The sequence below is a fragment of the Rhizobium sp. CC1099 genome (genome assembly GCF_029714385.1).
In the GTDB taxonomy this organism is placed as follows: Bacteria; Pseudomonadota; Alphaproteobacteria; order Rhizobiales; family Rhizobiaceae; genus Rhizobium.
Genome location: NZ_CP121641.1, coordinates 1,458,108 through 1,481,772, shown reverse-complemented (window position 1 = coordinate 1,481,772; position 23,665 = coordinate 1,458,108). Strand labels below are relative to the sequence as shown.

At 60.2% G+C, this 23,665-nt stretch carries 23 protein-coding genes, 1 tRNA gene and 6 pseudogenes; 15 read left to right on the top strand and 15 right to left on the bottom strand.

Annotated features, from left to right (window positions below):
- Positions 1-13 precede the first annotated feature (13 nt).
- The 3 genes from QA644_RS07620 (at position 14) to QA644_RS07610 (ending at position 1,696) form a co-directional block, all read left to right on the top strand.
- A complete protein-coding gene (locus QA644_RS07620; RefSeq protein ID WP_022715463.1) occupies positions 14-781 on the top strand; it encodes an amino acid ABC transporter ATP-binding protein in 768 nt (255 codons plus the stop codon).
- A gap of 213 nt (positions 782-994) precedes the next feature.
- Positions 995-1,285 carry a hypothetical protein gene (locus QA644_RS07615; protein WP_074067951.1) on the top strand — a complete coding sequence of 97 codons (291 nt, stop codon included), beginning with the start codon at positions 995-997 and terminating at the stop codon, positions 1,283-1,285.
- Positions 1,286-1,570: 285 nt separating this feature from the next.
- Positions 1,571-1,696: a hypothetical protein gene (locus QA644_RS07610; protein WP_275593272.1), complete on the top strand. Its 126-nt coding sequence runs from the start codon at positions 1,571-1,573 to the stop codon at positions 1,694-1,696.
- Positions 1,697-1,712: 16 nt separating this feature from the next.
- Here the strand turns inward: QA644_RS07610 and QA644_RS07605 are convergent, their stop codons facing one another.
- Positions 1,713-2,432 carry an HAD family hydrolase gene (locus QA644_RS07605; RefSeq protein ID WP_283071765.1) on the bottom strand — a complete coding sequence of 240 codons (720 nt, stop codon included), beginning with the start codon at positions 2,430-2,432 and terminating at the stop codon, positions 1,713-1,715.
- A 38-nt stretch (positions 2,433-2,470) separates the two neighbouring features.
- Positions 2,471-3,229, bottom strand: coding sequence for a nucleotidyltransferase domain-containing protein (locus QA644_RS07600; RefSeq protein WP_283071764.1), 759 nt, complete (start codon positions 3,227-3,229; stop codon positions 2,471-2,473).
- A 106-nt stretch (positions 3,230-3,335) separates the two neighbouring features.
- Between QA644_RS07600 and QA644_RS07595 the strand changes: the two are divergent.
- Both QA644_RS07595 and catB read left to right on the top strand, forming a co-directional pair.
- Positions 3,336-3,487 (top strand): annotated as a pseudogene (locus QA644_RS07595) (IS481 family transposase); the annotation flags it as partial.
- Positions 3,488-3,785: 298 nt separating this feature from the next.
- Positions 3,786-4,421: a type B chloramphenicol O-acetyltransferase gene (gene catB / locus QA644_RS07590; RefSeq protein WP_239598916.1), complete on the top strand. Its 636-nt coding sequence runs from the start codon at positions 3,786-3,788 to the stop codon at positions 4,419-4,421.
- Between the two features lie 162 nt (positions 4,422-4,583).
- Here the strand turns inward: catB and QA644_RS07585 are convergent, their stop codons facing one another.
- Together QA644_RS07585 and QA644_RS07580 are read right to left on the bottom strand one after the other, a co-directional pair.
- On the bottom strand, positions 4,584-5,162 hold the full coding sequence (locus tag QA644_RS07585; RefSeq protein WP_194729619.1) for an alkylhydroperoxidase: 579 nt from the start codon (positions 5,160-5,162) through the stop codon (positions 4,584-4,586).
- Positions 5,163-5,337: 175 nt separating this feature from the next.
- Positions 5,338-6,270 carry a LysR family transcriptional regulator gene (locus QA644_RS07580; RefSeq protein WP_283071761.1) on the bottom strand — a complete coding sequence of 311 codons (933 nt, stop codon included), beginning with the start codon at positions 6,268-6,270 and terminating at the stop codon, positions 5,338-5,340.
- Between the two features lie 86 nt (positions 6,271-6,356).
- On the opposite strand from QA644_RS07580, the pseudogene QA644_RS07575 reads away from it, so the two are divergent.
- Positions 6,357-7,249, top strand: a pseudogene (locus tag QA644_RS07575) (NAD(P)H-binding protein).
- Between the two features lie 266 nt (positions 7,250-7,515).
- Here QA644_RS07575 and QA644_RS07570 read toward each other — a convergent pair.
- Both QA644_RS07570 and QA644_RS07565 read right to left on the bottom strand, forming a co-directional pair.
- Positions 7,516-7,803, bottom strand: a complete 288-nt coding sequence (locus tag QA644_RS07570) for a DUF1330 domain-containing protein (RefSeq protein ID WP_283071760.1) — start codon at positions 7,801-7,803, stop codon at positions 7,516-7,518.
- Positions 7,804-8,250: 447 nt separating this feature from the next.
- A pseudogene (locus QA644_RS07565) lies at positions 8,251-8,628 on the bottom strand (transcriptional regulator); the annotation flags it as partial.
- Positions 8,629-8,797: 169 nt separating this feature from the next.
- Between QA644_RS07565 and QA644_RS07560 the strand changes: the two are divergent.
- The 4 genes from QA644_RS07560 to QA644_RS07545 all read left to right on the top strand — a co-directional run bounded on the left by QA644_RS07560 (position 8,798) and on the right by QA644_RS07545 (position 11,352).
- The gene (locus QA644_RS07560) at positions 8,798-9,316 is read left to right on the top strand and encodes a hypothetical protein (RefSeq protein ID WP_283071758.1); all 519 of its coding nucleotides are present in this window, start codon (positions 8,798-8,800) and stop codon (positions 9,314-9,316) included.
- Between the two features lie 422 nt (positions 9,317-9,738).
- The gene (locus QA644_RS07555; protein ID WP_283071756.1) at positions 9,739-10,002 is read left to right on the top strand and encodes a DUF982 domain-containing protein; all 264 of its coding nucleotides are present in this window, start codon (positions 9,739-9,741) and stop codon (positions 10,000-10,002) included.
- A gap of 308 nt (positions 10,003-10,310) precedes the next feature.
- Positions 10,311-10,652 (top strand): hypothetical protein, encoded by a 342-nt coding sequence (locus QA644_RS07550; RefSeq protein WP_283071755.1) that lies wholly within the window; start codon positions 10,311-10,313, stop codon positions 10,650-10,652.
- 556 nt (positions 10,653-11,208) lie between these two features.
- Positions 11,209-11,352 carry a hypothetical protein gene (locus QA644_RS07545; RefSeq protein ID WP_283071753.1) on the top strand — a complete coding sequence of 48 codons (144 nt, stop codon included), beginning with the start codon at positions 11,209-11,211 and terminating at the stop codon, positions 11,350-11,352.
- A gap of 409 nt (positions 11,353-11,761) precedes the next feature.
- On the opposite strand, the gene QA644_RS07540 is transcribed toward QA644_RS07545, so the two are convergent.
- Positions 11,762-12,292 carry a cytochrome c gene (locus tag QA644_RS07540; protein WP_283071751.1) on the bottom strand — a complete coding sequence of 177 codons (531 nt, stop codon included), beginning with the start codon at positions 12,290-12,292 and terminating at the stop codon, positions 11,762-11,764.
- Between the two features lie 150 nt (positions 12,293-12,442).
- Here QA644_RS07540 and QA644_RS07535 point away from each other — a divergent pair, with 150 nt between their 5' ends.
- Entirely contained in the window at positions 12,443-12,646 is a 204-nt protein-coding gene (locus QA644_RS07535) for a DUF1515 family protein (protein ID WP_283071749.1), read from the top strand.
- Here QA644_RS07535 and QA644_RS07530 read toward each other — a convergent pair.
- The 5 genes and pseudogenes from QA644_RS07530 to QA644_RS07510 form a co-directional block, all read right to left on the bottom strand.
- Positions 12,627-12,866, bottom strand: a complete 240-nt coding sequence (locus QA644_RS07530; protein ID WP_194729614.1) for a hypothetical protein — start codon at positions 12,864-12,866, stop codon at positions 12,627-12,629. The two genes, QA644_RS07535 and QA644_RS07530, sit on opposite strands and share 20 nt — an antisense overlap.
- A gap of 486 nt (positions 12,867-13,352) precedes the next feature.
- Positions 13,353-13,652: an MFS transporter gene (locus QA644_RS07525; protein ID WP_283072346.1), complete on the bottom strand. Its 300-nt coding sequence runs from the start codon at positions 13,650-13,652 to the stop codon at positions 13,353-13,355.
- Positions 13,653-13,889: 237 nt separating this feature from the next.
- Positions 13,890-15,133 (bottom strand): annotated as a pseudogene (locus tag QA644_RS07520) (aldehyde dehydrogenase family protein).
- Positions 15,134-15,225: 92 nt separating this feature from the next.
- Positions 15,226-15,855 (bottom strand): annotated as a pseudogene (locus QA644_RS07515) (CoA transferase); the annotation flags it as partial.
- Between the two features lie 119 nt (positions 15,856-15,974).
- Positions 15,975-16,514 (bottom strand): NAD(P)-dependent oxidoreductase, encoded by a 540-nt coding sequence (locus QA644_RS07510; protein WP_283071748.1) that lies wholly within the window; start codon positions 16,512-16,514, stop codon positions 15,975-15,977.
- Positions 16,515-16,640: 126 nt separating this feature from the next.
- On the opposite strand from QA644_RS07510, the gene QA644_RS07505 reads away from it, so the two are divergent.
- A complete protein-coding gene (locus tag QA644_RS07505; protein ID WP_283071747.1) occupies positions 16,641-17,489 on the top strand; it encodes an oxidoreductase in 849 nt (282 codons plus the stop codon).
- 138 nt (positions 17,490-17,627) lie between these two features.
- Positions 17,628-18,929 (top strand): low temperature requirement protein A, encoded by a 1,302-nt coding sequence (locus tag QA644_RS07500; RefSeq protein WP_283071745.1) that lies wholly within the window; start codon positions 17,628-17,630, stop codon positions 18,927-18,929.
- A 102-nt stretch (positions 18,930-19,031) separates the two neighbouring features.
- Here QA644_RS07500 and QA644_RS07495 read toward each other — a convergent pair whose 3' ends face one another.
- Positions 19,032-19,988, bottom strand: a complete 957-nt coding sequence (locus QA644_RS07495) for an AraC family transcriptional regulator (protein WP_283071744.1) — start codon at positions 19,986-19,988, stop codon at positions 19,032-19,034.
- Positions 19,989-20,121: 133 nt separating this feature from the next.
- Here QA644_RS07495 and QA644_RS07490 point away from each other — a divergent pair, with 133 nt between their 5' ends.
- The gene (locus QA644_RS07490) at positions 20,122-20,928 is read left to right on the top strand and encodes an SDR family oxidoreductase (protein ID WP_283071742.1); all 807 of its coding nucleotides are present in this window, start codon (positions 20,122-20,124) and stop codon (positions 20,926-20,928) included.
- A gap of 76 nt (positions 20,929-21,004) precedes the next feature.
- Positions 21,005-21,412: a heme-binding protein gene (locus QA644_RS07485; RefSeq protein WP_283071741.1), complete on the top strand. Its 408-nt coding sequence runs from the start codon at positions 21,005-21,007 to the stop codon at positions 21,410-21,412.
- Positions 21,413-22,664: 1,252 nt separating this feature from the next.
- Here the strand turns inward: QA644_RS07485 and QA644_RS07480 are convergent.
- A pseudogene (locus tag QA644_RS07480) lies at positions 22,665-23,443 on the bottom strand (transposase).
- Positions 23,444-23,587: 144 nt separating this feature from the next.
- Positions 23,588-23,664, bottom strand: a tRNA-Arg gene (locus tag QA644_RS07475).
- Position 23,665 lies beyond the last annotated feature (1 nt).

Here is a 23,665-nt window from a genome sequence, read left to right as displayed (position 1 = left end):
TGAGGGAATAAACATGGCTGAACCCAAGAAAATGACCGTCTCCGCAACGGATGTGGCGGTCGAGATCATCAACATGAACAAGTGGTACGGCGATTTTCACGTACTGCGCGACATCAACCTCAAGGTCATGCGCGGCGAGCGCATCGTCATCGCTGGCCCGTCGGGCTCCGGCAAGTCGACGATGATCCGCTGCATCAACCGTCTGGAAGAGCACCAGAAGGGTCACATCCTCGTTGACGGCACGGAGCTCACGAACGACCTGAAGAAGATCGACGAAGTGCGCCGCGAAGTCGGCATGGTGTTCCAGCACTTCAATCTGTTCCCGCATCTGACGATCCTCGAAAACTGCACGCTGGCGCCGATCTGGGTGCGCAAGATGCCGAAAAAGCAGGCCGAAGAGGTCGCCATGCACTTCCTGAAGCGCGTCAAGATCCCGGAACAGGCGAACAAGTATCCCGGCCAGCTTTCCGGCGGCCAGCAGCAGCGCGTGGCGATTGCCCGCTCGCTCTGCATGAACCCGAAGATCATGCTTTTCGACGAGCCGACCTCGGCGCTCGATCCGGAAATGATCAAGGAAGTGCTGGATACGATGGTGGGTCTTGCGGAAGAAGGCATGACGATGCTCTGCGTGACCCACGAAATGGGCTTTGCCCGTCAGGTCGCAAACCGCGTCATTTTCATGGACCAGGGCCAGATCGTCGAACAGAATTCGCCCGCCGAATTTTTCGACAACCCGCAGCACGAGCGCACCAAACTCTTCCTCAGCCAGATCCTGCATTGAGCCAAAGAACTGCCTTGAGAAAAGCCGCCGGAGAGGTCCTCGGGCGGCTTTTTTTATCGCCAGCGAGCATTCTCATCGCTCACAACCTGGTTGCCGAAATACCCGCCTGAACGGCAGCGTACACTGAAGGATCGGCGTTCGTTCGGCCATGGAAAAGCGGAGGGGTATACCTATCTAGGATAGCATTGCCGACCCACGTCATGGAGCACTTCGATGAAAGCCAAGTTTGCCGCAATTCTTATCGTGGGGGCATTGATCGCAGGATGTACGGCCGTAGGCGACATTTCCGGTCCCGGCTTGGAGCCCATCCCCGGCAGCATCACCTATAGCGGCCAGCCCCGCACGAAGCTGACGAAATCACCGATCGGTTCCTCATTCCCGCATACATTTTACGATAACAGGGGACGCGAGGTGGAGGAGACCTACATCATCCGTCCCGACCGCAGCCTGATGATCGCAAGGCGCGTCTACCGCCCGTTTTTCGACTGGGGTGATGACCGCTAAGGCGCCGCGACAGGGCATGGTGGCATTCCAGCCCACCAATTCGCCAATGCGCGGTTTGCTGAAATGTCGTCAAATGACGTCATGCAACGGTCTGCTTTAACTCTTGATTAGGCATCCACTTGCTTCAGCGTGAAGTTATGCGATGCTCTTTGCCTAAAATGGCGCCTGAAATAGCACGGGGTCCAAAACACGGGGGCAGAGAAAATGATAGAAATTCAAGGTTCTCAGCATGCAAATGGCAGACCGGAGCATCCTCTGAACTGCCGCACGGAAGTCGAAGCCGCGATGTTCGAAATGATCAAGCGCTTGCAGCAGCACGGCTGGACGCCTGCCGAAGTGGCGCTCGCGCTTGCGGACGCGGCCGAAGACTATGTGATGCTGCTCGCCAGCAAGAAAGCCGGAAGCCACTGACGGATTCACCTCCCGCCTAGCCGCCCTGCGAAGCGTACAGTTTGCGCGCATTCCAGGGCGGAAACGCGGACCATATCCACCGACGAGACCCGGATGCCCAAAGATGGCGCAGCCGCGGGAGCTGGCGAATGTTTGACGCGGAAACGAACGGATTTGCGTCCCAGCCGGCCTGCCTCGCCACCGCCACGATTTCGGGCTGGTCGTCGAAAAATATCGGGCGCTCGCCGGAGCCGATGCTCAATCGGGAATTGATCGCCTCGAAAAAGCGGATGTCCTTCTTCGCGTATCGAATTTCCGCACTGTAAAACATACGGTCGAACAGCTTCGAGAAGCCGAGCTCGTTCCAGAGAAATCGCGCCCGGTGATGCTCCTGGCCGGTTGCGACGTAGAGCTCGACATCACTGCCGCTCCTTATGCTCTCGACCAGATCAAAGACCTCCCTGTTGAGATTCGAATCCTTTTCGAACCAATATCTCATGAAGTCCTTCGCATCGCCGTGATATCCAACCTCCGGGAGAATCTCGGCAAGCGCCTCAGCGAGATCGCGTTTGCCGGTGATGCATTCAGCCATAAGCGAGATCGAACGGTCGCCCGCATTTCCAAAGAAGAGGTTGCCGAATGCTTCCCGGTCAACGCCGAGATCAGCCTCGATCGTCGCATCCCAGGGCTTGCGAAGCGACGGATCTGAATGCCAGCCATCGATGAGAACACCATCAACATCAAAAAAGATTTTCACCATCCCAAATCCTGCATCGAAGCCCAGCTAATCGCAAGTCAGCGGGACTGTCCCGGCACGGCACTTGCCTTGCGGGCATCAAGGGGCGCCTCGCGGCGATCTCCATCGAAATACCGGCCACCTTTGCGAGCCAGTTCCGCTTCTGTCAAACGGCAAAGCTCTCCAGCCCGCCCTTCAGCGGCGCGTTTGAAACCTATGTCGAACGTCTCAAACAACTCGTTGTCGAGCTGCTTCAGAAGGCGGGGAATCCATTTTCCTTTCCCGGACCATGTGCCGCGTCCAAGAAGCATCAGATCGGCAAGAGGCTGATGAAGCTGGGACGCAATCGCGCGGATTTCAGCTCCGCTGCGTTCACCCCGAAGATCGTCCAACAAATCGGTGATCAGATATCGGAGAGCGTCCAGCTCCTGTCCGGCAAGCTCAGGTGGACCGTCCTTCAGCAATTGCGCAGCATGGCTTTGCCAAACCCGGCCGTTCTCCTTGCCCGGCCCTATAATCCGTCCGGACGCTACCATGTCTACGATGAGCGGATGGCCGGAATTCAAGTCGCGCTCAAAAAACCAGTTGAGCGTCTCTGGATCATGTACGAACGCTTCAAAGGGGAGACCGTTGTCAACGAACGACTCCCTCCATGCACGATCGAGCCTCTCGAACACGACCACCAGGTCGATGTCGGAGTTTTCTGTACCCTCCCCGCGAATGATCGAACCAGCAGCAAATGCGAAAGAATAGCCATCAAATCGCGCTGAGAGGACGGGGCCGGTCATCCGCAAGGCTTCGTCGATCTGCTTCGGCATCCTAACTCCATCATTGGACATTCAGAGACCAGATTGGCAACGCCTCTAGTTACGGCAAATTTCACTTTAAAATCAATATGCCTGCCCGAGAGATGGGTGACGTTTTGTGCCGTCCAAGAGCACGGTGCATGCCGTTCTCGACCGGCACGGGCTGGTCGCCCATGCCCGTAAACGCCACGCTTTCGCGGTAAGAAAACGGCCTTAGCTCATCCCTTGCTGCCGAACGATCTGTGGTGCGCCGCCTTCAAGGGCGAGTTCATACTAATTTGTTTACGCAAGGGCCGGTTCAGTCGGTTCGGCCATGGCAGGCATTCTGACTCGCCTCCCCAGGTCTGGCCGAAAGCGGTCGAGCGATCACTTCCGGAAAGCGCTAATTGCCGTCGTTGGCTTACACCAGTTTTTGCGATATGAAGTCGGCATGATCAACGCATCGAGTACCCCTACATCGTGCTCCCGCGCTAACGCGAGGAGCTCAGCGAGAGTCTGAACGGCTTCTCGCCTTGCATCCGTTTGCCATGGCGCAAGCGATCAGGAAGCGTATGTAGAGAGAACATCGATGAACAACTATTTCGAAAGCCCTTTCAAGGGCATTACGCTCGACAAGCAGGTCACAAATCCCAACATAATCGTTGGGCGATACAGCTATTATTCGGGCTACTACCATGGCCACAGCTTTGACGATTGCGCCCGCTACCTTCTGGACGAAGTGGGAGCCGATAAGCTCGTAATCGGGAGCTTCTGCTCAATCGGGTCGGGCGCTGCCTTCATTATGGCAGGTAATCAGGGGCACCGTCATGAATGGATCAGCACGTTTCCGTTTTTCTGGATGCCGGAGGTACCCGAATTCAGCGGAGCGGAAAACGGATACCTGCCAAGCGGCGACACCGTGGTCGGCAACGATGTCTGGATCGGCTCTGAGGTTGTCGTCATGCCTGGTGTCAAAGTTGGCGATGGAGCATTGCTCGGAACGCGTGCAGTGGTAACACGTGATGTCGAACCGTACACCATAGTTGGAGGCAATCCCGCCAAACCAATCCGCAAGCGTTTCGAGGATAGGAAAATTGAACTGCTGCTCGAAATGAAGTGGTGGGATTGGTCTGATGCCCAGTTGAGGAAGGCGATGCCAATCTTGACGAGCGGCGACGTGGAGGCACTCCATCGCCACTGGCTGTCGCCCAATCGCCAAGGCTGACACAAAGAGGTTCGTCCGGAATTCAACCGGACGGACCGTCACACCTGCCTGACAAGTTGACATAGCGGTACCGAACATTCAGCAGTCGGGTCGGCCGCAAAGCGCGCCAAAAGCAGCCCCAGCATCAATCGCGAGCCAGTGCCAGGCTATCCCATTTGCGTACTACTTTCGACCGATTGCCATTTCTTCTCTGACCGCTGGATCGTCATCGAGAAACTCAGGCTCGACCGTGGCACCCACCGCATCGAAATAGCGGCTCATGAAGCTGCGGAACGAGGCGGCCAATGCGACGTCGGCTATGTTGGCATCGGTGAAGCCGCGTTCCCGCAGCCGCTGAATATTGGCTTCGGTTATCTGCGATGCATCGCGGGTAATCTGCTCCGCGTAGGCGAGCATCTCGACCTGCTGATCGTCAAGTCCGGCGTTCCGGTAATCTCTTCGAACCGCCAGCGCCTGCTCCCTGCCGAGCATCTCAGAAAGGCCGCGGAAGTATACGTGAGAGCAGTAGCTTGAAGGGACATGCTGGGCCGCAACGAAGGTGATCAGTCGAAAGTTCAAGAGACCGAGTGAAAAGCCATCTCGTATCTGATGCAGCAAGTTCTCAATTGGAACAATAACGTCGGGGCGGGCGGACCAGCATTGCGTCGCCTGCATCACGCGGCCCATTGATTTTTTCTCGGCATCGTAAAGCGATGCGATTTCGCCCGTTGCCTCATCGGGTTCGATCGTTTTAATGAACATGATGGCTCTCCAATGCGGCTGTAGGCCGGCGAGGATAGCAAGCACCGGCTGCAAAGCGAATCTTTTTATGGATATGCTACCTTCAACTCGGCAGCCACCACACCCACATCGGGCGGTGGATTGGCTGACTGCTTCGGGGCCGAAAGGTGCCCGCCATCAGGTCTCGAACGCGGACTCAGCGGTGCGATTCAGCGGCCGATGACATATCCGCCGCCGCCGCGACAATGGCGCGCCTCAACCAGATGTGCCTGGGAGTGTCCTGCTGACGCGCGTGCCAGGCGAGACTCATCGTGAAGCTTCCAAGATCAAGGGGCGGCGGCCGCGACACGAAGCGCCTCATGTCGGCGGCGGATCGCGCCAGGCTCGACGGCAGGGTCATGATCAGGTCTGAGCGGGCGGCTATCTCCACCGCTGCAAAGAAGTTCGGCACGCGCAGCTTCACCCTTCGCTTCCGCCCCATGAGCGCAAGCACCTCATCGACGGGCGCAGGCCCGACGCCGGTGACACTGACCACGATATGCTCAAGCGCCAGAAAGCGGTCGAGCGTGAGTTTTCCGACAGCGGCCGGATGATCCGCGCGCATCAATGTCACAAGTTTTTCGTCATAGAGGCGGCGGCGGCGGATGCCGGCGGGTGCTTCGTCGATCAGCGCCACCATCGCATCCGCGTCATCGTGCTCCAGCGCTTCGATTCCGTTCGCGCCCGGCGCGACAATGTCAAGATCAAGGGACGGTGCCTCGCGTGCGAGGCGGGCGAGCAAATGCGGCGCGAGCGCGGCTGCCTGAAGATCGGGCATCAGAAGCCGAACTTGACCCATCGCCGTCGCGGGATCGAACGGATTCGCCTCCAGCATCTCGCCGATGCCGGCCAGTATCCGGCGCAGAACGGGGCGCACCTCCTCAGCGCGGGCGCTGAGGAGGTAACCGCCCGGCCCGTTGACCAGGAGCGCGTCCGCAAACAGCGCGCGCAATCGCCCCAAAGCACGGCTTGCGGCCGGCTGGCTCATGCCAAGCCGGTGGGCTGCCCGTGTGACGTTCATTTCGGCCAGCAGCGCATCGAGCGCCACCAGCAGGTTGAGATCGATCTGACGTAAATCCATTTCACGCATACTGACTATATACCTCATGCATTGGACGCATGGAAATCCCCCGTCTATCGTCTTTCGATCGACCAACCAATGACGGAGAAGAAGTTATGTATGTTGTGCTTGGAGCAAATGGGCGCGCTGGCGGCGAGACAGCGCGCGCCCTCATCGAACACGGCGAGGCCGTGCGTGTCGTCGTGCGTCACCCGGAACAGGGTGAAAAATGGACGGCTCTCGGCGCGGCGGTCGCCGTCGCGAACATCGAGGATACCGAGGCCTTGGCCGATGCACTGAAAGGCGCGTCGGGCGCGTTCCTGCTCAATCCCCCGCCGGTGAGCGGTGATCCGTATGCACGCACGGACGAACTCGGTGCTGCGCTTGCCGAGGCAGCACGGCGGGCGCATCTGGCCAAGGCCGTTGTCCTGTCGTCGATCGGAGCGCAGCATGCTTCGGGCACTGGCGTCATCGCCACCCTCAACCGGTTCGAGGCGCGGCTTGCCGGCGTGGCACCGGCGACCGCCTTCCTGCGGTCAGCCTATTTTGTCGAGACGTGGAGCGAGGTGGCAGGAACCGCCGTGTCCGAAGGCCTGCTCCCGACCTTCCTCGAACCGTCTCAGGAGATTCCAATGGTGAGCACGATCGATGTCGGGCGCACTGCGGCAGCCCTGCTCTGCGAGGACTGGACCGGGAAGCGCGTCGTGGAACTGGCCGGACCGGAAGACTGGAGCGCCGGTGATGTGGCATCGGCCTTCGCGGAGGTTCTCGACCGCCCGGTGGTGCCGATGCTCGTCCCGCCGGAGGGTCGCGTCGCGCTTCTTGCCGAGGAAGGCGTGCCCGCCGAGGTGGCGGACGCGCTTCTCGGTATGTATGAGGGCATCGCCAACGGCCTGTTCATGCGCCAGGACGGCAGCGAGCACCGGCGCGCACGATCTCCCTAGCAGCGGCGATAGAGCGCATTGTCGCAACGGTTGAACCAGCCGATCGGTGCTCTGCGTCCCAGTAGCGGGCCTTAGGGATGTGCGCACCGCTTCTCGGGGCCCGCCATTCCCGTAGCTTGCACAGTGCCAGATTCGAATGCAGTTCAATGGCCACTCTGGGTTCAGGGGTAGACGGTCCGGTCCACTTCCGGATTGTGCCACTTCGGGACCTTTGGCCGCAATCGGCGAAGGTCGCGGCTCGTACTTCGATGCGGATACTACCGCTGCATTGCTTCGAACGCGGCAGATCAATGGCGCAGAGGGAAAAGCAAGTCTTGCGAGCACGCGGTGTTCACACGCCCTCCAAGGCGACTAAACAGCTGCATGCGTTGGCGAGGCGGAACGGCTTGGCGATGGCGTACTCGCTTGAGTTGTACCATGCCTGCAGCGTCGCCATGTCAGGAAACTCCAGCAGGACAAGCCTCGTTGGCATCCAACCTCCTTCAAGGACCTCCTGGTCTCCGCCACGAGCCAGGTAGCGCCCACCGAACTGCTTGACCGTCGACGACGCCCTCTTCTTGTATTCCTCATACGCCTGAGGGTCGTGGACCTCTATGTCTGCGATAAGATAAGCGGCCATTCGAATGCCCCCTGTGTACGGTACGCTGACCTAGTCGACAATCCTCCCTCGCCGCCGCTGATGCAATAGCCACTTTCCACCTGTTGAAGACATTGGAGTGGCCGCTTGGGCCGGAAGCAATCCCTCTTGGCTGTTCACCGGATCGGACACAGGCGGTGAGCGCGCCGCAGCCATCCTGTCACTCGTCGAATCCGCGAACGCAGCTACAACTATTTGTCAGCATCCCGGGTCCGGAAAGCGCGCCAGGCTGAGATGATAGCGAGCAACAAGAACAACCCTGCAAAACCCGCCCACAAAGAACCGCCTTGCGTTAGATTGTCACCGTCGGGAGTGAGGCAGCTGGATAATGCTTGGGATATGCAATCTCGAAACTTCCAGTACCTTTCATAGAATAACCACCCAGAAAAAATCGACATAAACGTAAAAACAAATACTGAAGCGTATTTCATTGGCAAAGGGCAGAACCGCGAGCGCGGGCCGCGCCGGAACCAAACTAAGACCGTCTCCTGCCCCTGCCGCTGAAGGTACGAAGCGGTAGCCGATGCGCGGGATGGTCGTGATCCACTCCCTCCCGTCGGTAGCACCGCCGAGTGCCTTGCGAAGCGCGGCAATCTGCACGGTCAGATTGCTTTCCTCGACAATCGTGTCCGGCCAGCCTCGCTCCATCAGATCGGCCTTGGACACGATGTCTCCTCCGGCATCCAGCAACGCCTGAAGAAGCGCGAGGCCACGCTGGCCCAGAGCGACAGGCTCGCCGTTCCGCCGCAGCAGTCCGCGGTCGGGTTCGAGCACAAAATCGCCGAAGGCATGAATGGGCTCCACCATGATGAGAAAATACCTGACAGTTCTAGATTGGGGAACCGCCGCACCGCGACCGCACCGCCCCGCTGCGAGATATCGTTCCTAGGGTCGACAGTCTTTCGAACGCGTCACACGGTTGTGAAGTAGGTCCGATGCGCTGGGAGACGACGATCCATTGATGCGAGGCGTGCGCATGGGCGTGCGACGGTTTCCCGAGGGCTACACTCTGCGTGTCCGCCTCACCCTCGAGACCGTCAACGAAATCGGCTTCTCCAACCCTGCGGCGGAATATCCGGAACCGACGGAACCATCTTATCCGGCGGCCGTGGGCATGGCCGGAGCGCCCTTTGCGGACCCAAACCTCAAGCTCGTCGTGCTGTCTTTGCTTCTCGACGCGAAGCAGATCGATCTCGGCACCCCGGCACAGCTCGCGAGCCACGTCTTGGGACGCCCCGTCGATCTCGAGGATGAAGGCTACGAAATCATTCCCGAGGCACAGGACTATCTGGAGCGATATCCGCTGAGCGACGAACTTCTGGCCGCCGTGGAGGAGATCGAGTTCGACGGCGGAGGAACGGCTTATCGGTTCGCCTGGTATTTCTGGGACGGCGAGGACGATGTCTTCGACGTGAAGGACCTGTCAGGTATCGAGCTTTGCAGGAACCTCAGAAGCTTTTCTGCAATCTCGATGATCGGAAACGTCGACGTTTAAAACGGCCGGGTATCCAGTTCATGTAAAGGCCCCTGTCGCGCGGCCTTGCATCGCCCGCTAGCTGAGTAATGGCTCTTTCGAATGCCTGAGACCAGGTCTGTTGGCCGTCCGATGAATGTCAACAGTTGTCTGACACCTTCCCATTCAAGCATTTGACTGGCTAGCATTGTCTACGATCGCAGCGAACTTGAGGGGGTGGAGGCTTCAAGCCTCCTGTTGAGCTCAGTTCCGCGGGGAAGCCGACGAGACCTCTGCCAACCTGGGATTAAGAACGATCGTTTTTCAACTTCGGGTGACGTGTCCATCTGGGGCGCTAACACTGCTAAGAACCAGCCCGTCACGGTAGGCGTTCATGCTGCCACCCCGAACGGCACGACTCTTGCACAGTTACCAATGTGTTTGCCGCTAGGAGTTCAAGTGTAATGAACTGGCACAAATTCGGAGCGTTCGCGCCGCTGATGCTGGTGATGAATGGCTCTGAAAAATACAGGTTGGTGAAGTCGCTGGGAGACGCTGCAGAAGCCCTGTTCGCGTCTTGGCCCCTCGACGATGGCGAGGAATACCTCGTGGCCGTTAAGACGTGTTTGGAGGCGTTGCACGGCACGACGTCGCCGGCAGAGGCGAGATCCGCACTCATCCGAGCGGCCGAGGAAGCTGGCATTCCGGTGATCACTGTCGTTCACTGACGTTCGCAGGAACAAATCAACGCTGGAATGGTTTGGGACCATAGAAGGGAGCCCTCCATGACGACCATTCCGCCTGAGCCGACGCCAAGCCCAAAGCCTAGGCCGGTTCCTGATCCCGATGTTCCCGAACCGCCCATCGAAGAGCCCATTCCGGATTTGCCGCCGGAAGAAATTCCGAATCCAACCCCGCCTCCAAAAGAGTTTCCGCCGACGATGAAGTGAGTTCAATCGCTCCCTCATGCCGCCCTACCTTTCAGATGCTGTGTGAACAGCGCCTTGCGATGTTTGTCTGCTGTGGCAGGAGCGCCATGAACGCGGCTTCGTACCGCCGTACATGGAGCTTTGTGCCGCGCCAGCAGATGGCCAATGCAAAGGCCTCGGCGGCGTTGTGGGCGATTGTCTTCTGCGGCGGCAAGGTGTGCCCGGCACTCGCATTCAGCCACGGCTGCAAGCCTTCCAGTTCTTCTTGCCTTTGGCGTCGAGTGTTGGCGGGAAGCACGACCGAAGAAGATGACGCGCCAGGACGTGGCCGGGATCGTGCCATACATGTGCATCATCCCAATGGCGCCGATTTCGGCAAGCTCGTCGTCCGCCGGCTGGTCAAGGTCAAGACGGTCAAAGTTCCCGTTTGGGAAGACGCCACGCTTTAGGAGACCTCAGTGGCATCAAGACGAGATAATCCACTGGCTCGCTCGCGCCTCAACTACGAGCTGCCTTTCCATGTGGGAGCAATTCGACCGGCCGGAAAATAGTGTGGAATTTCCCGACGTTCAGAGAGCGTGGCGAGGTCCTGTCGTCATGTCTGCGGATCGATAGCCGGTGCAGGCAGTATCACGCCCATCTCGACGGCGACACCTATCTTATCTTTTGCTTCTCGACTCGCGAAGCTGCCTCAGAATTTCAATCACGCTGGAACGGACAGTTCATCGACACAGACGAAGTTTCGAAACGCGGCCATTGGGAGCCGAGGGAGGGAAATGTGTGCAATCTCTACCGGATGCTGAGCAACCAGGAGGCAATCCGCTCCATCACCCGAGCGATGATCGACAGCACCGGCAATCTGGAGCCGATCGAAGAGATATGGCCAGACAGGATGGCGCCGATCGTCCGCAACACACCGGCCGGCCGGGAGCTCGCAAATGTACGATGGGGGCTCCCGAGCTCGTCACAGGCGCTGTTTCAGGCGCGACCAAAAGAGCGGACACTTTGCGAAAGAAAGGCAAGGAGGTCGATTTCCAGGAGATCCTGAAAATGGAGCCGGACGGCAACATGGTTCTCTACATCAATGGTCTCGCCGATCCCTCAAAGGCAGTTGCGCAGAAGGTCTTCAGCCCTCCTTTCCTTTGCTGATCAATTCATCCCGGCCGGGGGCGTCGTAGGTTTCGACGACCCGGGTCAGCACACCCTCGGCAGCTGTGAGCGTTTCAGGCATTGCGAAGAAACGCAGCTTGTTCATGATGGCGTATAGCGAAAACCAGCTTTGGCCGGATCCGCGAGACCGTCACGAGAGCATCGCCGTAGGCCCGCGACGCCTCGTCAATGTATTCGGCGAACAGCCGTCGCGGCGCGACGCTTCCCTGCTGCGCCGATCCGCAAAATCGTCATGGCGCTGAGTGAGCCAAGTCGTGGCCAAGGACGGCAGGGCACCCATCGCGGAGCAAGTGCGATAGCCGGAATGGATGCAGCGTTCAATGGCTGCTTCGGGTGCTGCCTGACGCCCGCAACTCCACCGTCACCTTCTCCCGGCATCCGTTACCTCCTAGTTTGGCGCGGCGGCTGCGGTTTCGCCCGGCGGCAAGATCCGGAACATAAAGGTTGAAACCTTCTCCCCTGGCTTGAAAGGACCAGGTACCTGATGGCTTACCGGTTTCAGGCTTTGAAGGAATGCTGCAATCGATGTCACGTCTTCTTCGGTGAGCCGCGCGAATGCATGCCACGGCATGATTGGCGCCAGGGCGCGACCGTCGGGCCGTTGCCCGGTCTGAATCGCAGTCACGATCTGCTCCCTGGTCCAGCTGCCGATGCCGGTCTCCTTATCAGACGTAATGTTGGGGCTGACGAAAACACCTTCCCCCGGGATTTCAAACCCGACATCCGAGCCGCCCAGAAATCGCGAGCTGTCCGGTTTTCCGAAGAAATATCCCGGTGTGTGGCAGTCGTTGCAGCCGCCGATCGTGACGAGATATTCGCCGCGCGCAATCTGCGTATCGTCGGCAGCCGCTGCCATGGACGGCTGCAGACCCAATGCAGAGGCGGCTAAAAACGCGAACCGAGCGCTCAATCGAAACATCTTACCCTCCGTGACTTACCTCGCAACTGGAAACGAACTGAATAACACGACGAACCTGCTCTATATATTAGCCATTTGGAATTATCGATTGCGCGGAAGAGGTCCGCTATTTCAGGCAGCGTCACGGCCATTCAGGAGGATCTTCCGGAAATGCGAAAGGTCACCGATGATGTTCAGCGTTGGAAGCTGTTGGGGATCGGCGCGCTTGCCGACATCGGCATCGGCGGCATGGCGATGGGCGTTACGTTCGCAGACGCGATCCGGCGGACAGGGCGATTATTCTTGGACGGTAGTGCCATACGACGAAGGGCTACCTCGTCGCCACCAGCGTTTACTAGTCAACAAGAGACCTAGGATACTCGGGAGCGGGCGGCGCGCAAACCTCATCGAGCCTCCCCACGATCGCACCCGGCGAACTCATGCCGGAACTGACGAGGGCGATGGCCTGCGTTAGCGCAGCCTGGCCGTGTTCGCTTTTGACATCGACATGATTTCTCTCTGACCAACGGCCGACTACGGACGTTATCAGTTCAATCTCATCATCGGTAAAGGAAATTAATTCGAAAAGAGACATAACAGCTCTCCTATTTCAGGCAAGAGCAGATCGTCTCTCAAGCGGCCCGGGGCACCCGGTTGAAATTGTCGGACCGATAACTAAGAATACGCTTAAATGCCCCATGAGGCAAACGAAGCCATCTTTTTGTTTGTCCAGCGCCGGCCGCATGGGAGTCTTCGAAGGTCAACCGGACTGCCGAACGGGTAAGTTGCCGGCACAGCCGGCGCTCCTTCGCCTTCACATTCGCTCCTTCATTAAAAAGAGCCCCGCCGAAGCGGGGCTAGGAAGCCTTCGGCCTAGAGCAGCAGGAGGGCCCGATCCCTCAGAACCTTGCGATAGCTTGCCAGGGCGGATCGGAGTGATTGCGTTCTTGTAACGAAGCCTCTTGAGCTCGGCGCATAGGCCCGGAAGACCTGTGCCGCCGCGGCGCTGAAGAGCCCAGTGGCGCCGAGTCCCACCGCCATCCGAACCATTCGGCAGCGAAAGCCGCACCGAGGCGAACGATCATCCCGCCAAGGCAGAGCCGGCGATGAAGAGCCCCATTGCCGGGCTGATGGCCGATGGCACAACCTCCTCAGAAACATAGGCCATCGCGACTGCCGGCACCCCCGCAAGCGCGATGCCGGCCAGGCATCGCAGCAAGAGCAGACTTTCCCAACTCGGCGCCAAGCCCGCGAGCGAACCGTATACTGCAGCGCTCGCCAGAGAAAAGACCATGATCGGCCGGCGACCGACACGATCGGCGATCCAGCCGGCGAAGATGATTCCAATGGCCATGGGGCCCGTTGCAAGCGAAACGGCCAGGCTCGCCGTCTCCGGAGAGACAGCAAAATGCCCCGTGAAGAACGGACCAGCGGCTGCGCACTGTAGAGGAGCGAGAATGTCGAGAAACCGGCCGTCACCATAGCGAGGGCCAGGCGCCGATACTCGCGCGTGCCGAGAGCGATTAGAGCGGTGCTATTGTCCATGGCGCTGTGCCGACCAGGCGGCGACATAGGAATACGACATCTTTGCTCCTCCCCCCGACACGCGGTCGTTGGTTTACAGGCGGATGATCACCGATTTCAGTTGCGTGTAGTGCGACAATGCGTCGATGCCCTGCTCGCGGCCGTAGCCGCAATATTTGAAGCCGCCGCAAGGGGTCTGCACGAAGCCACCGCTATACTCGTTGACGACGATACGGCCCGCTTCGAGTCCAGCGGCGACACGATGCACGCGGCCGATATCTCTCGACCAGATGCCTGCGGACAAGCCGAGCTCGGAATCATTGGCAATGCGGATGGCGTCCGCCTCATTCTTGAACGGGATCACGCACAGGATTGGGCCGAAGATCTCCTCTCGGGCGATCTCCATGTCGTTTCTGACGCCGGTATAGACAGTAGGCTCAATGTAGTTGCCGCCCTCGAGCTCGGCGCCGACCGCAACTTTGCCGCCGATCGCTGGCGTCAGGCCATCGCGCTCGGCAACGGCGAAGAAGCTCTTGATCTTGTCAAACTGGGCTTGCGTCGTGATCGGCCCATTGGAGGCGTCGAAATCGGGTCCAAGGCGCAACTGCGCGACGTTGTCGATGAGCTTCTTCACAAACGCATCGTGAATGTTCTCCTGGACGAGCAGACGCGTTCCCGCCGCGCACCACTGCCCGCTGTTCCAGGTGAACGCACGCGTGGAGCCGACCGCCGCCGCTTCGAGATCCGCGTCGTCGAAGACAATGTTGGCGCTCTTGCCGCCAAGCTCCAGTGTCAGGGGAAGGACGCGCTCCGCCGCTATGCGTCCCAACTCCTGGCCGGCTTTGAGGGCGCCGGTGAAGGAGATCTTGCGCACGCCGGCCATTGCCGGTCCGATGGCGCTTCCCTTGCCGACGACGACGTTTAGGACACCGGCCGGCAGACCGTGGTTGACGGCGAACTTCGCGAAGGCCACGAGGAGCCGGAGGTGTGCTCCGATGGCTTGGCAACGACCGTATTGCCCGTCGCCAGGGCGGGAGCGATGGCACGGGCAGCCTGGTGCAGCGGCGCGTTCCAGGGCAGGATGACACCAATGACGCCGAAGGGATCCCGCCGGGTATAGACGTGATAGTCCGGCCCGACATTGATGACTTCGCCATCCATGACGTTGACGATGCCACCATAGAACTCGAAATACTGCGCCGTCAGGTCGAGAAGCGTCGCCATCTCCCGGCCGGGTTTGCCGGTTTCCTGGCTTTCGATGTCGACAATGTGCTGTCCCTCTTCGCGAAGCTTGCGGGCGATATCGACGAGGATGCGCCCGCGTTCGGAAGGCCGCATGTCGCGCCATGCCGGCAGCGCTGTCGATGCCGACGCGACAGACCGAGGACATCGCAGAGCCTTTCCCACCGACCGCCATTGTAAGCGGCGAGCATGAGCCAGCCGTCCGCGACTTCGAACGCCTCGTTCGGCGCCGAATAGGGCGCGGCGCTCCCGATCTTCTCCGGCACCTCACGGTCCGCGAGGTAGTTGGTAAGTGATACCTGCTGCAGCGCGATGGACGCGCCAAAGAGGTTGACGTCGAGGTGGGCACCGAACCCGTTGGCCTGGGTTTTGCGCAATTGCGCAAGGATACCCATTACCGCGACTTAACCGGTGAAGACATCGACGACCGGTGCCTGCACCTTCGCCGGCTCAGCGCCTTCGCTGCCGATAATGCTCATGAGACCGCTGTCGGCCTGCATGATGCCATCTACCCCGGCGCGATCCGCATAGGGGCCCTCCTGGCCATAGGCGGAAATGGAGCAATAGATCAGCCTAGGATTCAGCGCCTTCAGCGTTTCATAACCAAGGCCCAGCCTCTGCATGACACCTGGTCGCATGCTTTCCACCAGAACGTCAGCTTTTTCCACGAGCCGCCTCGCCACATCCACCGCACTCTCCGCCTTCATGTCAAGGCTGAGGCCGAGCTTGTTTCTGTTGAAGCCGTGAAAGAGGGCACTGTCTTGCCCAATCCAGGTCGGGCCGCGCGAGCCCCCAGGTCGGCCATCAACATGGTGCATGTCGGCCCCGCCCCAACATGGGTGAAATCGATGACCGTGAGATTGTTCAAAGCATCATGCAACATGGTCGTCTCCTTGTCCTGGCACGGCGCAGAGCGTTTGTAAGCCGGCGACTGCCATTACAATGCAGCTTGGGTTCGGCGCGCGATCTCGGCGCCCGCCAAATGCTCGAGTTCCTTGACCACCACGGTCATGTCTTCAGTTGCATGACCGTGCGCCTGGCCGATCTCGTAGAACTGCTTGGCGAGCGCCGAGACCAGAAGCGGCGCGCCGGCGGCATCGGCTTCGCTGGCGCAAAGCCGCAGGTCCTTGCGCATGAGCTCCAGGCGGAAGCCGAAGTCGAACCTGCGGTCGAGGATCCGGCCCGCCCGAATTTGGTCGGTCACATAACTACGCGCCGTGCTGGCGTTGAGCATCTGCAGGATGACGTCAGCGCTGAGCCCCGCCTTCACTCCGAACAGGATCACCTCCGCGGCAACGACGAGGTTCGTGCCGACGATCATGTTGTTGATGGGTTTCAGGATCTGCCCCTGCCCGACGTCGTCGCCCACGTGCACGATGTTCCGGCCGAAGCTTCGAAACGTGGGTTCGAGCCTTTCGTAGGTCAGGCGGCAACCGGAAACCATGACGGAAAGGGCCCATCTTGCCTGATCGCCCATCGGCGCGGACTGACAGGTGCACTGACATCGCAAGAATGCGACAGCGGCCGAAAGCGGGAGACGGCGCATGTTCACCAGGGGAGCTAATTCCTCCACGTCTAGTTCACAGATGGAAGGAGAATGATCATGAAAACCTGGTTCATCACCGGCGCCTCCCGCGGCTTTGGCGCAAGGGTCGCGCAACTCGCGCTCGCACAGGGCGACAATGTCGTGGCCACTGCACGGAACGCCGCCAGTGTCACGGACAGGCTGGGCCAGCATTCAAACCTGCTGGCGCTGCCGCTCGATGTCACCGACGAGGAGCAGGCCCGCGCGGCGGCGGCGCGCGCCGTGGAGCGGTTCGGTCGCATTGATGTGCTGCTGAACAATGCCGGCTTCGGCCTGCTCGGGGCTGTCGAGGAAGCCACGGCTGAGGAGGTTGAGCGCCTCTATCGCACGAATGTGTTCGGGCTGCTCGGCGTCACCCGCGCGGTGCTGCCTTCCATGCGTGCGCAACGCTCCGGACGCATACTCAATATCTCTTCTATCGGCGGCTATCGCAGCGCGGCGGGCTTCGGCGTCTATTGCTCCACCAAATTCGCGGTAGAAGGACTCTCCGAGGCACTTAACCAGGAGCTCGCGCCGCTCGGCATCCATGTCACCGTCGTCGAGCCAGGTTATTTCCGGACCGACTTCCTGGATTCGTCGTCTCTGTCGGTGAGCCCTACACGCATTGAGGATTACAACGGCACGGCTGGCGCCACACGCGGCCGCGCAACCGACCTCAACCACAGCCAGCCCGGCGATCCAGCCAAGCTTGCCAGCGTGCTCGTCGCCTTTGCGGATGCGCTCAATCCGCCGGTGCGGCTGCCGCTGGGGAGCGACACTGTCGCTGCAATCGAAGCGAAGCACGCCGCCGACTCAGCGATCGTGGCAGAATGGCGGCAGGTCTCGCTTTCGACGGACTTTGCCGCGCCTGAGCCGGCGAACGCCTGAGTTCGTGCGCGCCGGCGTACACCGCCTGCCGGCGCGCTTCAAGCGTGGCGACTCGGGCACTCAAAAGTGCGAGGGGTTGTCACCGATCCCGAGTATTCTGAGCAACCGTTCGGACAACCTCGATGAGGAGCGCTCAAAATGTCCAAGACCAAGCCGTCGGCGCATTCGCATGCGCACCACGTATCGAGAATGAGCGGTCGCGATCCACATGACGGCCATCGTGCGGCAACCCCGCTGGAACTGCTCTTCGATCTGACCTTCGTGATTGCCTTCGGTCTGGCTGCCTCACAGCTCGCACACCTCCTGGCGGACGGGCATTTCAACGCCGGCCTGATCGGCTTCGGCTTTGCCAGCTTTTCGATCTGCTGGGCTTGGGTGAACTTCTCCTGGTTCGCGTCCGCCTATGACACGGATGACTGGGTTTTCCGCATGGTGACGATGGTGCAGATGGTCGGAGTGCTGATCCTCGCCGTCGGGCTGCCTCCGATGTTCGAATCGATCGACAAGGGCGAGCATCTGGACAACGGCATCATGGTGCTCGGCTATGTCGTCATGCGCGTTGCGATGGTTTTCCAGTGGCTTCGGGCGGCGCACCAGGATCCGCTGCGCCGCAAGGCCTGCATGACCTATGCGGCGGCGATCGCTATTGCCCAGCTTGGCTGGGGAGTGCTGATTTTCCTCGACTTCTCGCTTCTCATGACCTTTGCTTTCGTTGTCGTGTTAACGGCGGTCGAAATGACCGGGCCCGTGATTGCGGAATCACACCAGGGAGGAACGCCCTGGCATGCCCATCACATCGCCGAGCGCCACAGCCTGCTTGCCATCATCGCGCTTGGCGAGGGAGTGGTCGGAACGGTTGCCTCAGTAACGGCCGTTGTCGAAGGGCAAGGCTGGAACCTCGACGTCGCTCTCGTCTGCATCGCCGGGACAGGATTGACCTTCGGCATGTGGTGGATCTATTTCCTGCTTCCGAGCGCGGAGATCCTGCACCGGTTTCGCGATCGCTGCTTCGTCTGGGGCTACGGACACATCCCGATTTTCGCCTCGATTGTTGCGACCGGCGCTGGGCTGCACGTCGCGGCCTACTTTATCGAGCACAAGGCACATATTTCCTCGGTGGCGACCGTGATGACTGTTGCTGTTCCGGTCGCGATCTACGTGGCGCTGATCTACGCGATATACACTTATCTGCTGCGCCGTTCGGACCGCCTCCATACTTGGCTCCTGTCGGGGACGGCTCTGGTGCTGGCGGCGTCCGTTGCCGCTGCCTTGGCAGGCATTCCTATGTCCGTGTGCCTGATCATCCTGATGCTGGCGCCAGTGGTTACGATCGTCGGCTATGAACTTGCCGGCCATCGCCACCGGGCCCATTCGATAGTGCTCGCGCTTGGCGACGATCCGAGCGACACGAGCACGCTTGGAAGCACCGGCGGCAGGTAGCCGCCCGGCCAGAGTATCTTGCAGGCTACAACTGTTTGCCAGCAAGTATGGGCTGCCAAACAGGCGAGACCTCTATTGGGTGCCGCCCTTGCTTGAATGAGCTTAGGTCCCCAGCCCGCCCCCCAACAGCGCTCTGCGATACTCCGTCGGCGTGGTGGCTGTGACCTTACGGAACGCCGCAGCGAATGCCGAGGGCGTCTGGTAGCCAACCGAGAGGGCGATCTCTGTCACCGGCAGCTCGGGCATGGCCAGCAACTGCCGCGCCTGCGCAATCCGCAAATTGACCAGCCATTGGTGCGGCGTCTGTCCTGTGGCACGCCGGAAGGCGGTGCAGAAATGGAAGCGGCTGAGATTGACCGTTGCCGCTAGTTCATCGAGCCCGATTTCCTCCTCAAGGTGCTCGCGCATATAGGCGGTCACGCGCTTCACCTGCCAGTCCGCGAGCCCTCCGCGAGGTTCCTCGACCGTCAGCGCCCCAAAGGAGGAGTGTCCACGCACGAGTTGCAGGCACAGGAGGTCAATGGCCTGCTCCACGAACAACCGTGACGACGGGTCGTCCAGCCGCGCCTCGCGGCTCAACAATTCGAGAATGCGCGCAGCCGAAGGGTCTTCGAAGCCGACGCGCCCGATCAACTCGACGCGTTTGCCGCCGGCGAGGAGATCAGCGCTCGCTTGGAGCCGCTCCTGAGGGAAATAGACGTGCGACACCTCGATCGGCCCGGCGATATCCCAGCGCCCGTCATGACCTTCGGGAATCAGCGTGATCGTTCCGGGCCTTGTCCGTGAAGCATGGCGCGTGCCACCGCAACGCCAGGATATCTCCTGGTCGGCACCGTAATAGGTCATCACCACATGGCTCGACAGCCCTGGCAGCGAATCATGCAGCGCCCCATGGCTCCAGCGCGTGGTCAGTCGGGTTTCACTTCGAAGCGCCTCGCCCACCAGGGCGGGTGGACGGTCCAGGATCCTGCCAATGCTGTCGACGGCATCACCAGCCAGGCCAATGGATGCCTTATCGCGGGCATTTTCCGCAGTCGTTGCTCGCGTTGGAAATGTCATCAACCCCTCTCAGAGAGCGATAGCCGCAATCTACGAACATTCGTCGCAACCGAGCGACGGCCCGACTTCCGCACAATACGTAATTCTTTTCCTCGACGGCAACAACGCCTCACCGCAGAAAAGGAGACTGATCATGAGCAAGAAAACCATCCTCATCACCGGCGCCGGCTCGGGCTTCGGCAAGGGCGCCGCCATCGGCATGGCCAAGAACGGCCACGACATCATCGCGACCGTCCATGTGTCGTCGCAGGTTACGCCACTGCGTGAGGAGTTGAAGGCGCTGGAGCTCGACAATGTCCGCGTCGAACGGCTTGACCTGACCGACCACTATGACATCGCCCAGGCTCAGGCGTGGGACTTCGATGTCCTCTGGAACAACGCGGGCATGGGCGAAGCCGGCCCGGTCTGGGAAATCCCTATCGACCTCGTCCGCAAGAACTACGAAGTGAACGTCTTTCTGCCGCTCGTCCTCACGCAGGGCGTGCTGCGCCGCTGGGTGTCGGAGGGCAAGAAGGGCAAGGTGGTCTTCACCTCGTCTATGGGCGGGCTGTTCACCCCGGCCAACTGGGGCACCTACGTCTCGACCAAGCATGCGTTGGAATCGATCGCCGAGGCGCTGCAGCAGGAGCTGGCCGCATACGGGATCAAGATCCAGACGATCAATCCTGGCGCCTATTACACTGGCTACAACGAAACCATGGCCGACAATCCGTTCCGTTGGCTCGACGACAGCAAGCACTTCACCAAGCGCGCCGACCTGCGCAAGGGCTTTGACGACTTCTTCGCCACGCCCGAGGGTCGGATGGACCCCGCCGAGATGATCGAGCGCATGATCGAAATCGTCCCGGCCGACACCGGCAAATTCCGCAACGTCGTTCCGAAGAAGATCGAGGATTTGCTGAAGGAACACCAACTCGCCGCCTGGGAAAATCAGATCTGACCCCCATCCGGCCGTAATGCGAACAACCCCTGCCCCGTCACGTTACGGCCGGACCTTTCTCTCGAGGAGCACTGACATGAGCATTAACCAATCTCAGGCCGAAGCGGCGCTCGCCGCGGCCCGGCAGGCCGCCGGGGTAATCGGCGTTCCGATGAACATCGCCGTCCTCGACGCCGGTGTTCATCTGAAAGCCTTCTCCCGCATGGATGGGGCCTTGCTGGGCTCAATCGACATCGCTCTTGGGAAGGCCAGGACCGCTGCCCTGTTCGGGCTCAGCACCGAGGCGATTGGGGAATTCAGCAAACCGGGCGGTACATCGCCCGGCCTTGAGCTGACGAACGGCGGGCTCGTCGTCTTCGCCGGCGGCCTGCCGATCCGCGACGAGAACGGCGTACTGCTCGGCGCGGTCGGCGTGTCCGGAGGGGCGGTCGCCCAGGACCTCCAGGTCGCGCAAGCCGCAGTCGCAGCCGTCCAAGACGGTTAGCCGCCGCTCACGTCATGGCGGCTAGCAAGAGCTCCCAGACCTGCCGAAAAGTCCCTTCTGGCAAGCTCTGGGACTTCTCCGAGATGGAGCGCCGCACCGCACCAGACGTTATAACGCGACTACCGCTACCGTTAGATTCTCGGGCACACTTCGTGGGCCGAAACTTGTCTCGAAACGGCGGGCCCGCCACCACGATCCCCCTCGCAACCATGCTCGGACTCGAGACCTCAGGGACGAGCTTGCTTGCGGAGAACCGCGCTACGGATTGAACGCATGTCACTGGTTCGGAACGGTAGGGCTCGCCTGGCGCTAGCCATGCCCCGTCATAGAGACCTGCTCCGACACATGAGGAGACGCGAGCTGGACGACCTCTTCGAAGCCTATGCTGTAGTGGCGGAGGCGCTTGAACGTCACCGAAGGGAGATTCCGCACCGGCAGGAACTGATACTTGGGTACGAAACTATGTGGCTAAATATCAAGCCGATGTCTTGGCGCTTCTGGAAAGGCTAAGCCGGCCAGCAAATAGCGTCCCGCGGCGCCACGTCCACCTTCCCGCAGCCGCTCGCCGAATTGGCCGCCGCAACGATGCTGTCGTCGACCCACCGGCGAAAGCTCCGAAAGCTGGGTAAAGGTCCAGGCTCCGTCTCACCTCCGATCCCGCGCTCTTTTCAAGCTCTGATGATAGAACGTGGTCTGTTCAAACAGCCACAAGCATCAGGAAAGGAAGCGCAGCATGAGGCGCGGTGATGGAATAATCCTTTCCCTTGCCCCATGCGGCGAATCGGAAGATCAACATATCGACCGTGCTGGCCGGCCAGAAACTGGGACTCAAGGAAGTCGACGACGGCATTGCTCGTCAGCTTCATGCATTATGATCTGGGATATATCGACCTGGAGCAGAGGACCTTGCAAACCATCGACAACCCGTTCGGCACGAGGTTGTCACCTATGTCTTAGGTACGATCTGTTACCCATGTCTTCTCTATTCGGCGTGTTGGGGTCAAGCGCTTACGAGCGTCTCCGCCTCTTCGGGGCATGACATCTTCCGCAGGTCCTCGCTTCTCTTCGGGATCGGCGTTTCGCCCTCCCAGCATGGGGTTAGGAGAATGAGGCGGTTCAATCTCCGGGACGTGATTACCGCGTGATGCGATCGGCACAGACATCGGTTCGAACTTGCCTCATCCATCGTCCTGCGAAGGACGTCCTTCCGCCGACTGGCGGAACTTTGTGTCGTTCTCCTTCCGGCCTTTGGTCAGTTCGCTGATGTCATGGCTTCCCGCATCCAGCGGAATTCAGTGCCGTCGAGCCACATGCGATGCATGACGACCGCTAGGCGACGAGCGAGTGCTACTTTCGCTTTCGCCATGCCGCGCCGCTTGGCGACCTTCATCGCCCAGGCCTTCAGCCACGACCATTTCCTCACGCGCGTCAGCAGCAGCTGGGCGGCCTCATAGAGCAAAGTGCGCATCGGGCGGCAAGCAATGGCTCCATGATCGCCGCGAGATCAGGCATGCCTTCGATGAGCTCGCGAATGCGCTCTTCGAACTTCGCCGTTCTCACGGCGCCAACCTTCAGCCCAAAATTGCGCAGAAGGCCGCGGATGTCGTTCTCGATGGCGATCGCCTTTTCCTGCAGCAGCTTGCGGGCCGTTAAGAGCGCCCGCCGCTTCTGGCTCGTCAGCGTCTTCACATGCACTGGGCGATACAGATTGACGCGCATCATCTGCGCGATGCCGCGCGCATCGTTGCGATCCGTCTTGTTGGGCTGCGCCTTCAGGAATGCCTTCACATGGCGGGTCTCGATGCAGATGACCGGCAATCCCGCCCTGGCCAGCCCCTCGAATAACCACTGCGACAAAGGTCCGGCTTCAAGCCCGACCCGCTCGACGTTCCAGGTCTGGCCCTTCAGCACCGCAATGAGATCGTCAGGGTGGCTGACCACCTTTACCTCACGGCAGAGCTTGCCGGATTCGTCGATAATGCAAACGGCGGTCTCTTTCACCGAGACATCGAGGCCAATAAAGTGCTTCATGCTGCGCTTCCTTTCCTGATGCTTGTGGCTCTGTTTGAACAGACCACGTTCTATCATCAGCTCGAAGCGCAGCACCTCCCTGCATCACCGTAGAAGATGGGGCGCAAGCCGAATACCCCATCTCCGGGTCGGACACAGCATTTTTGGCGACCCCTGCAGGACTCGAACCTGCGACAACCTGCTTAGAAGGCAGGTGCTCTATCCAGCTGAGCTAAGGGGCCA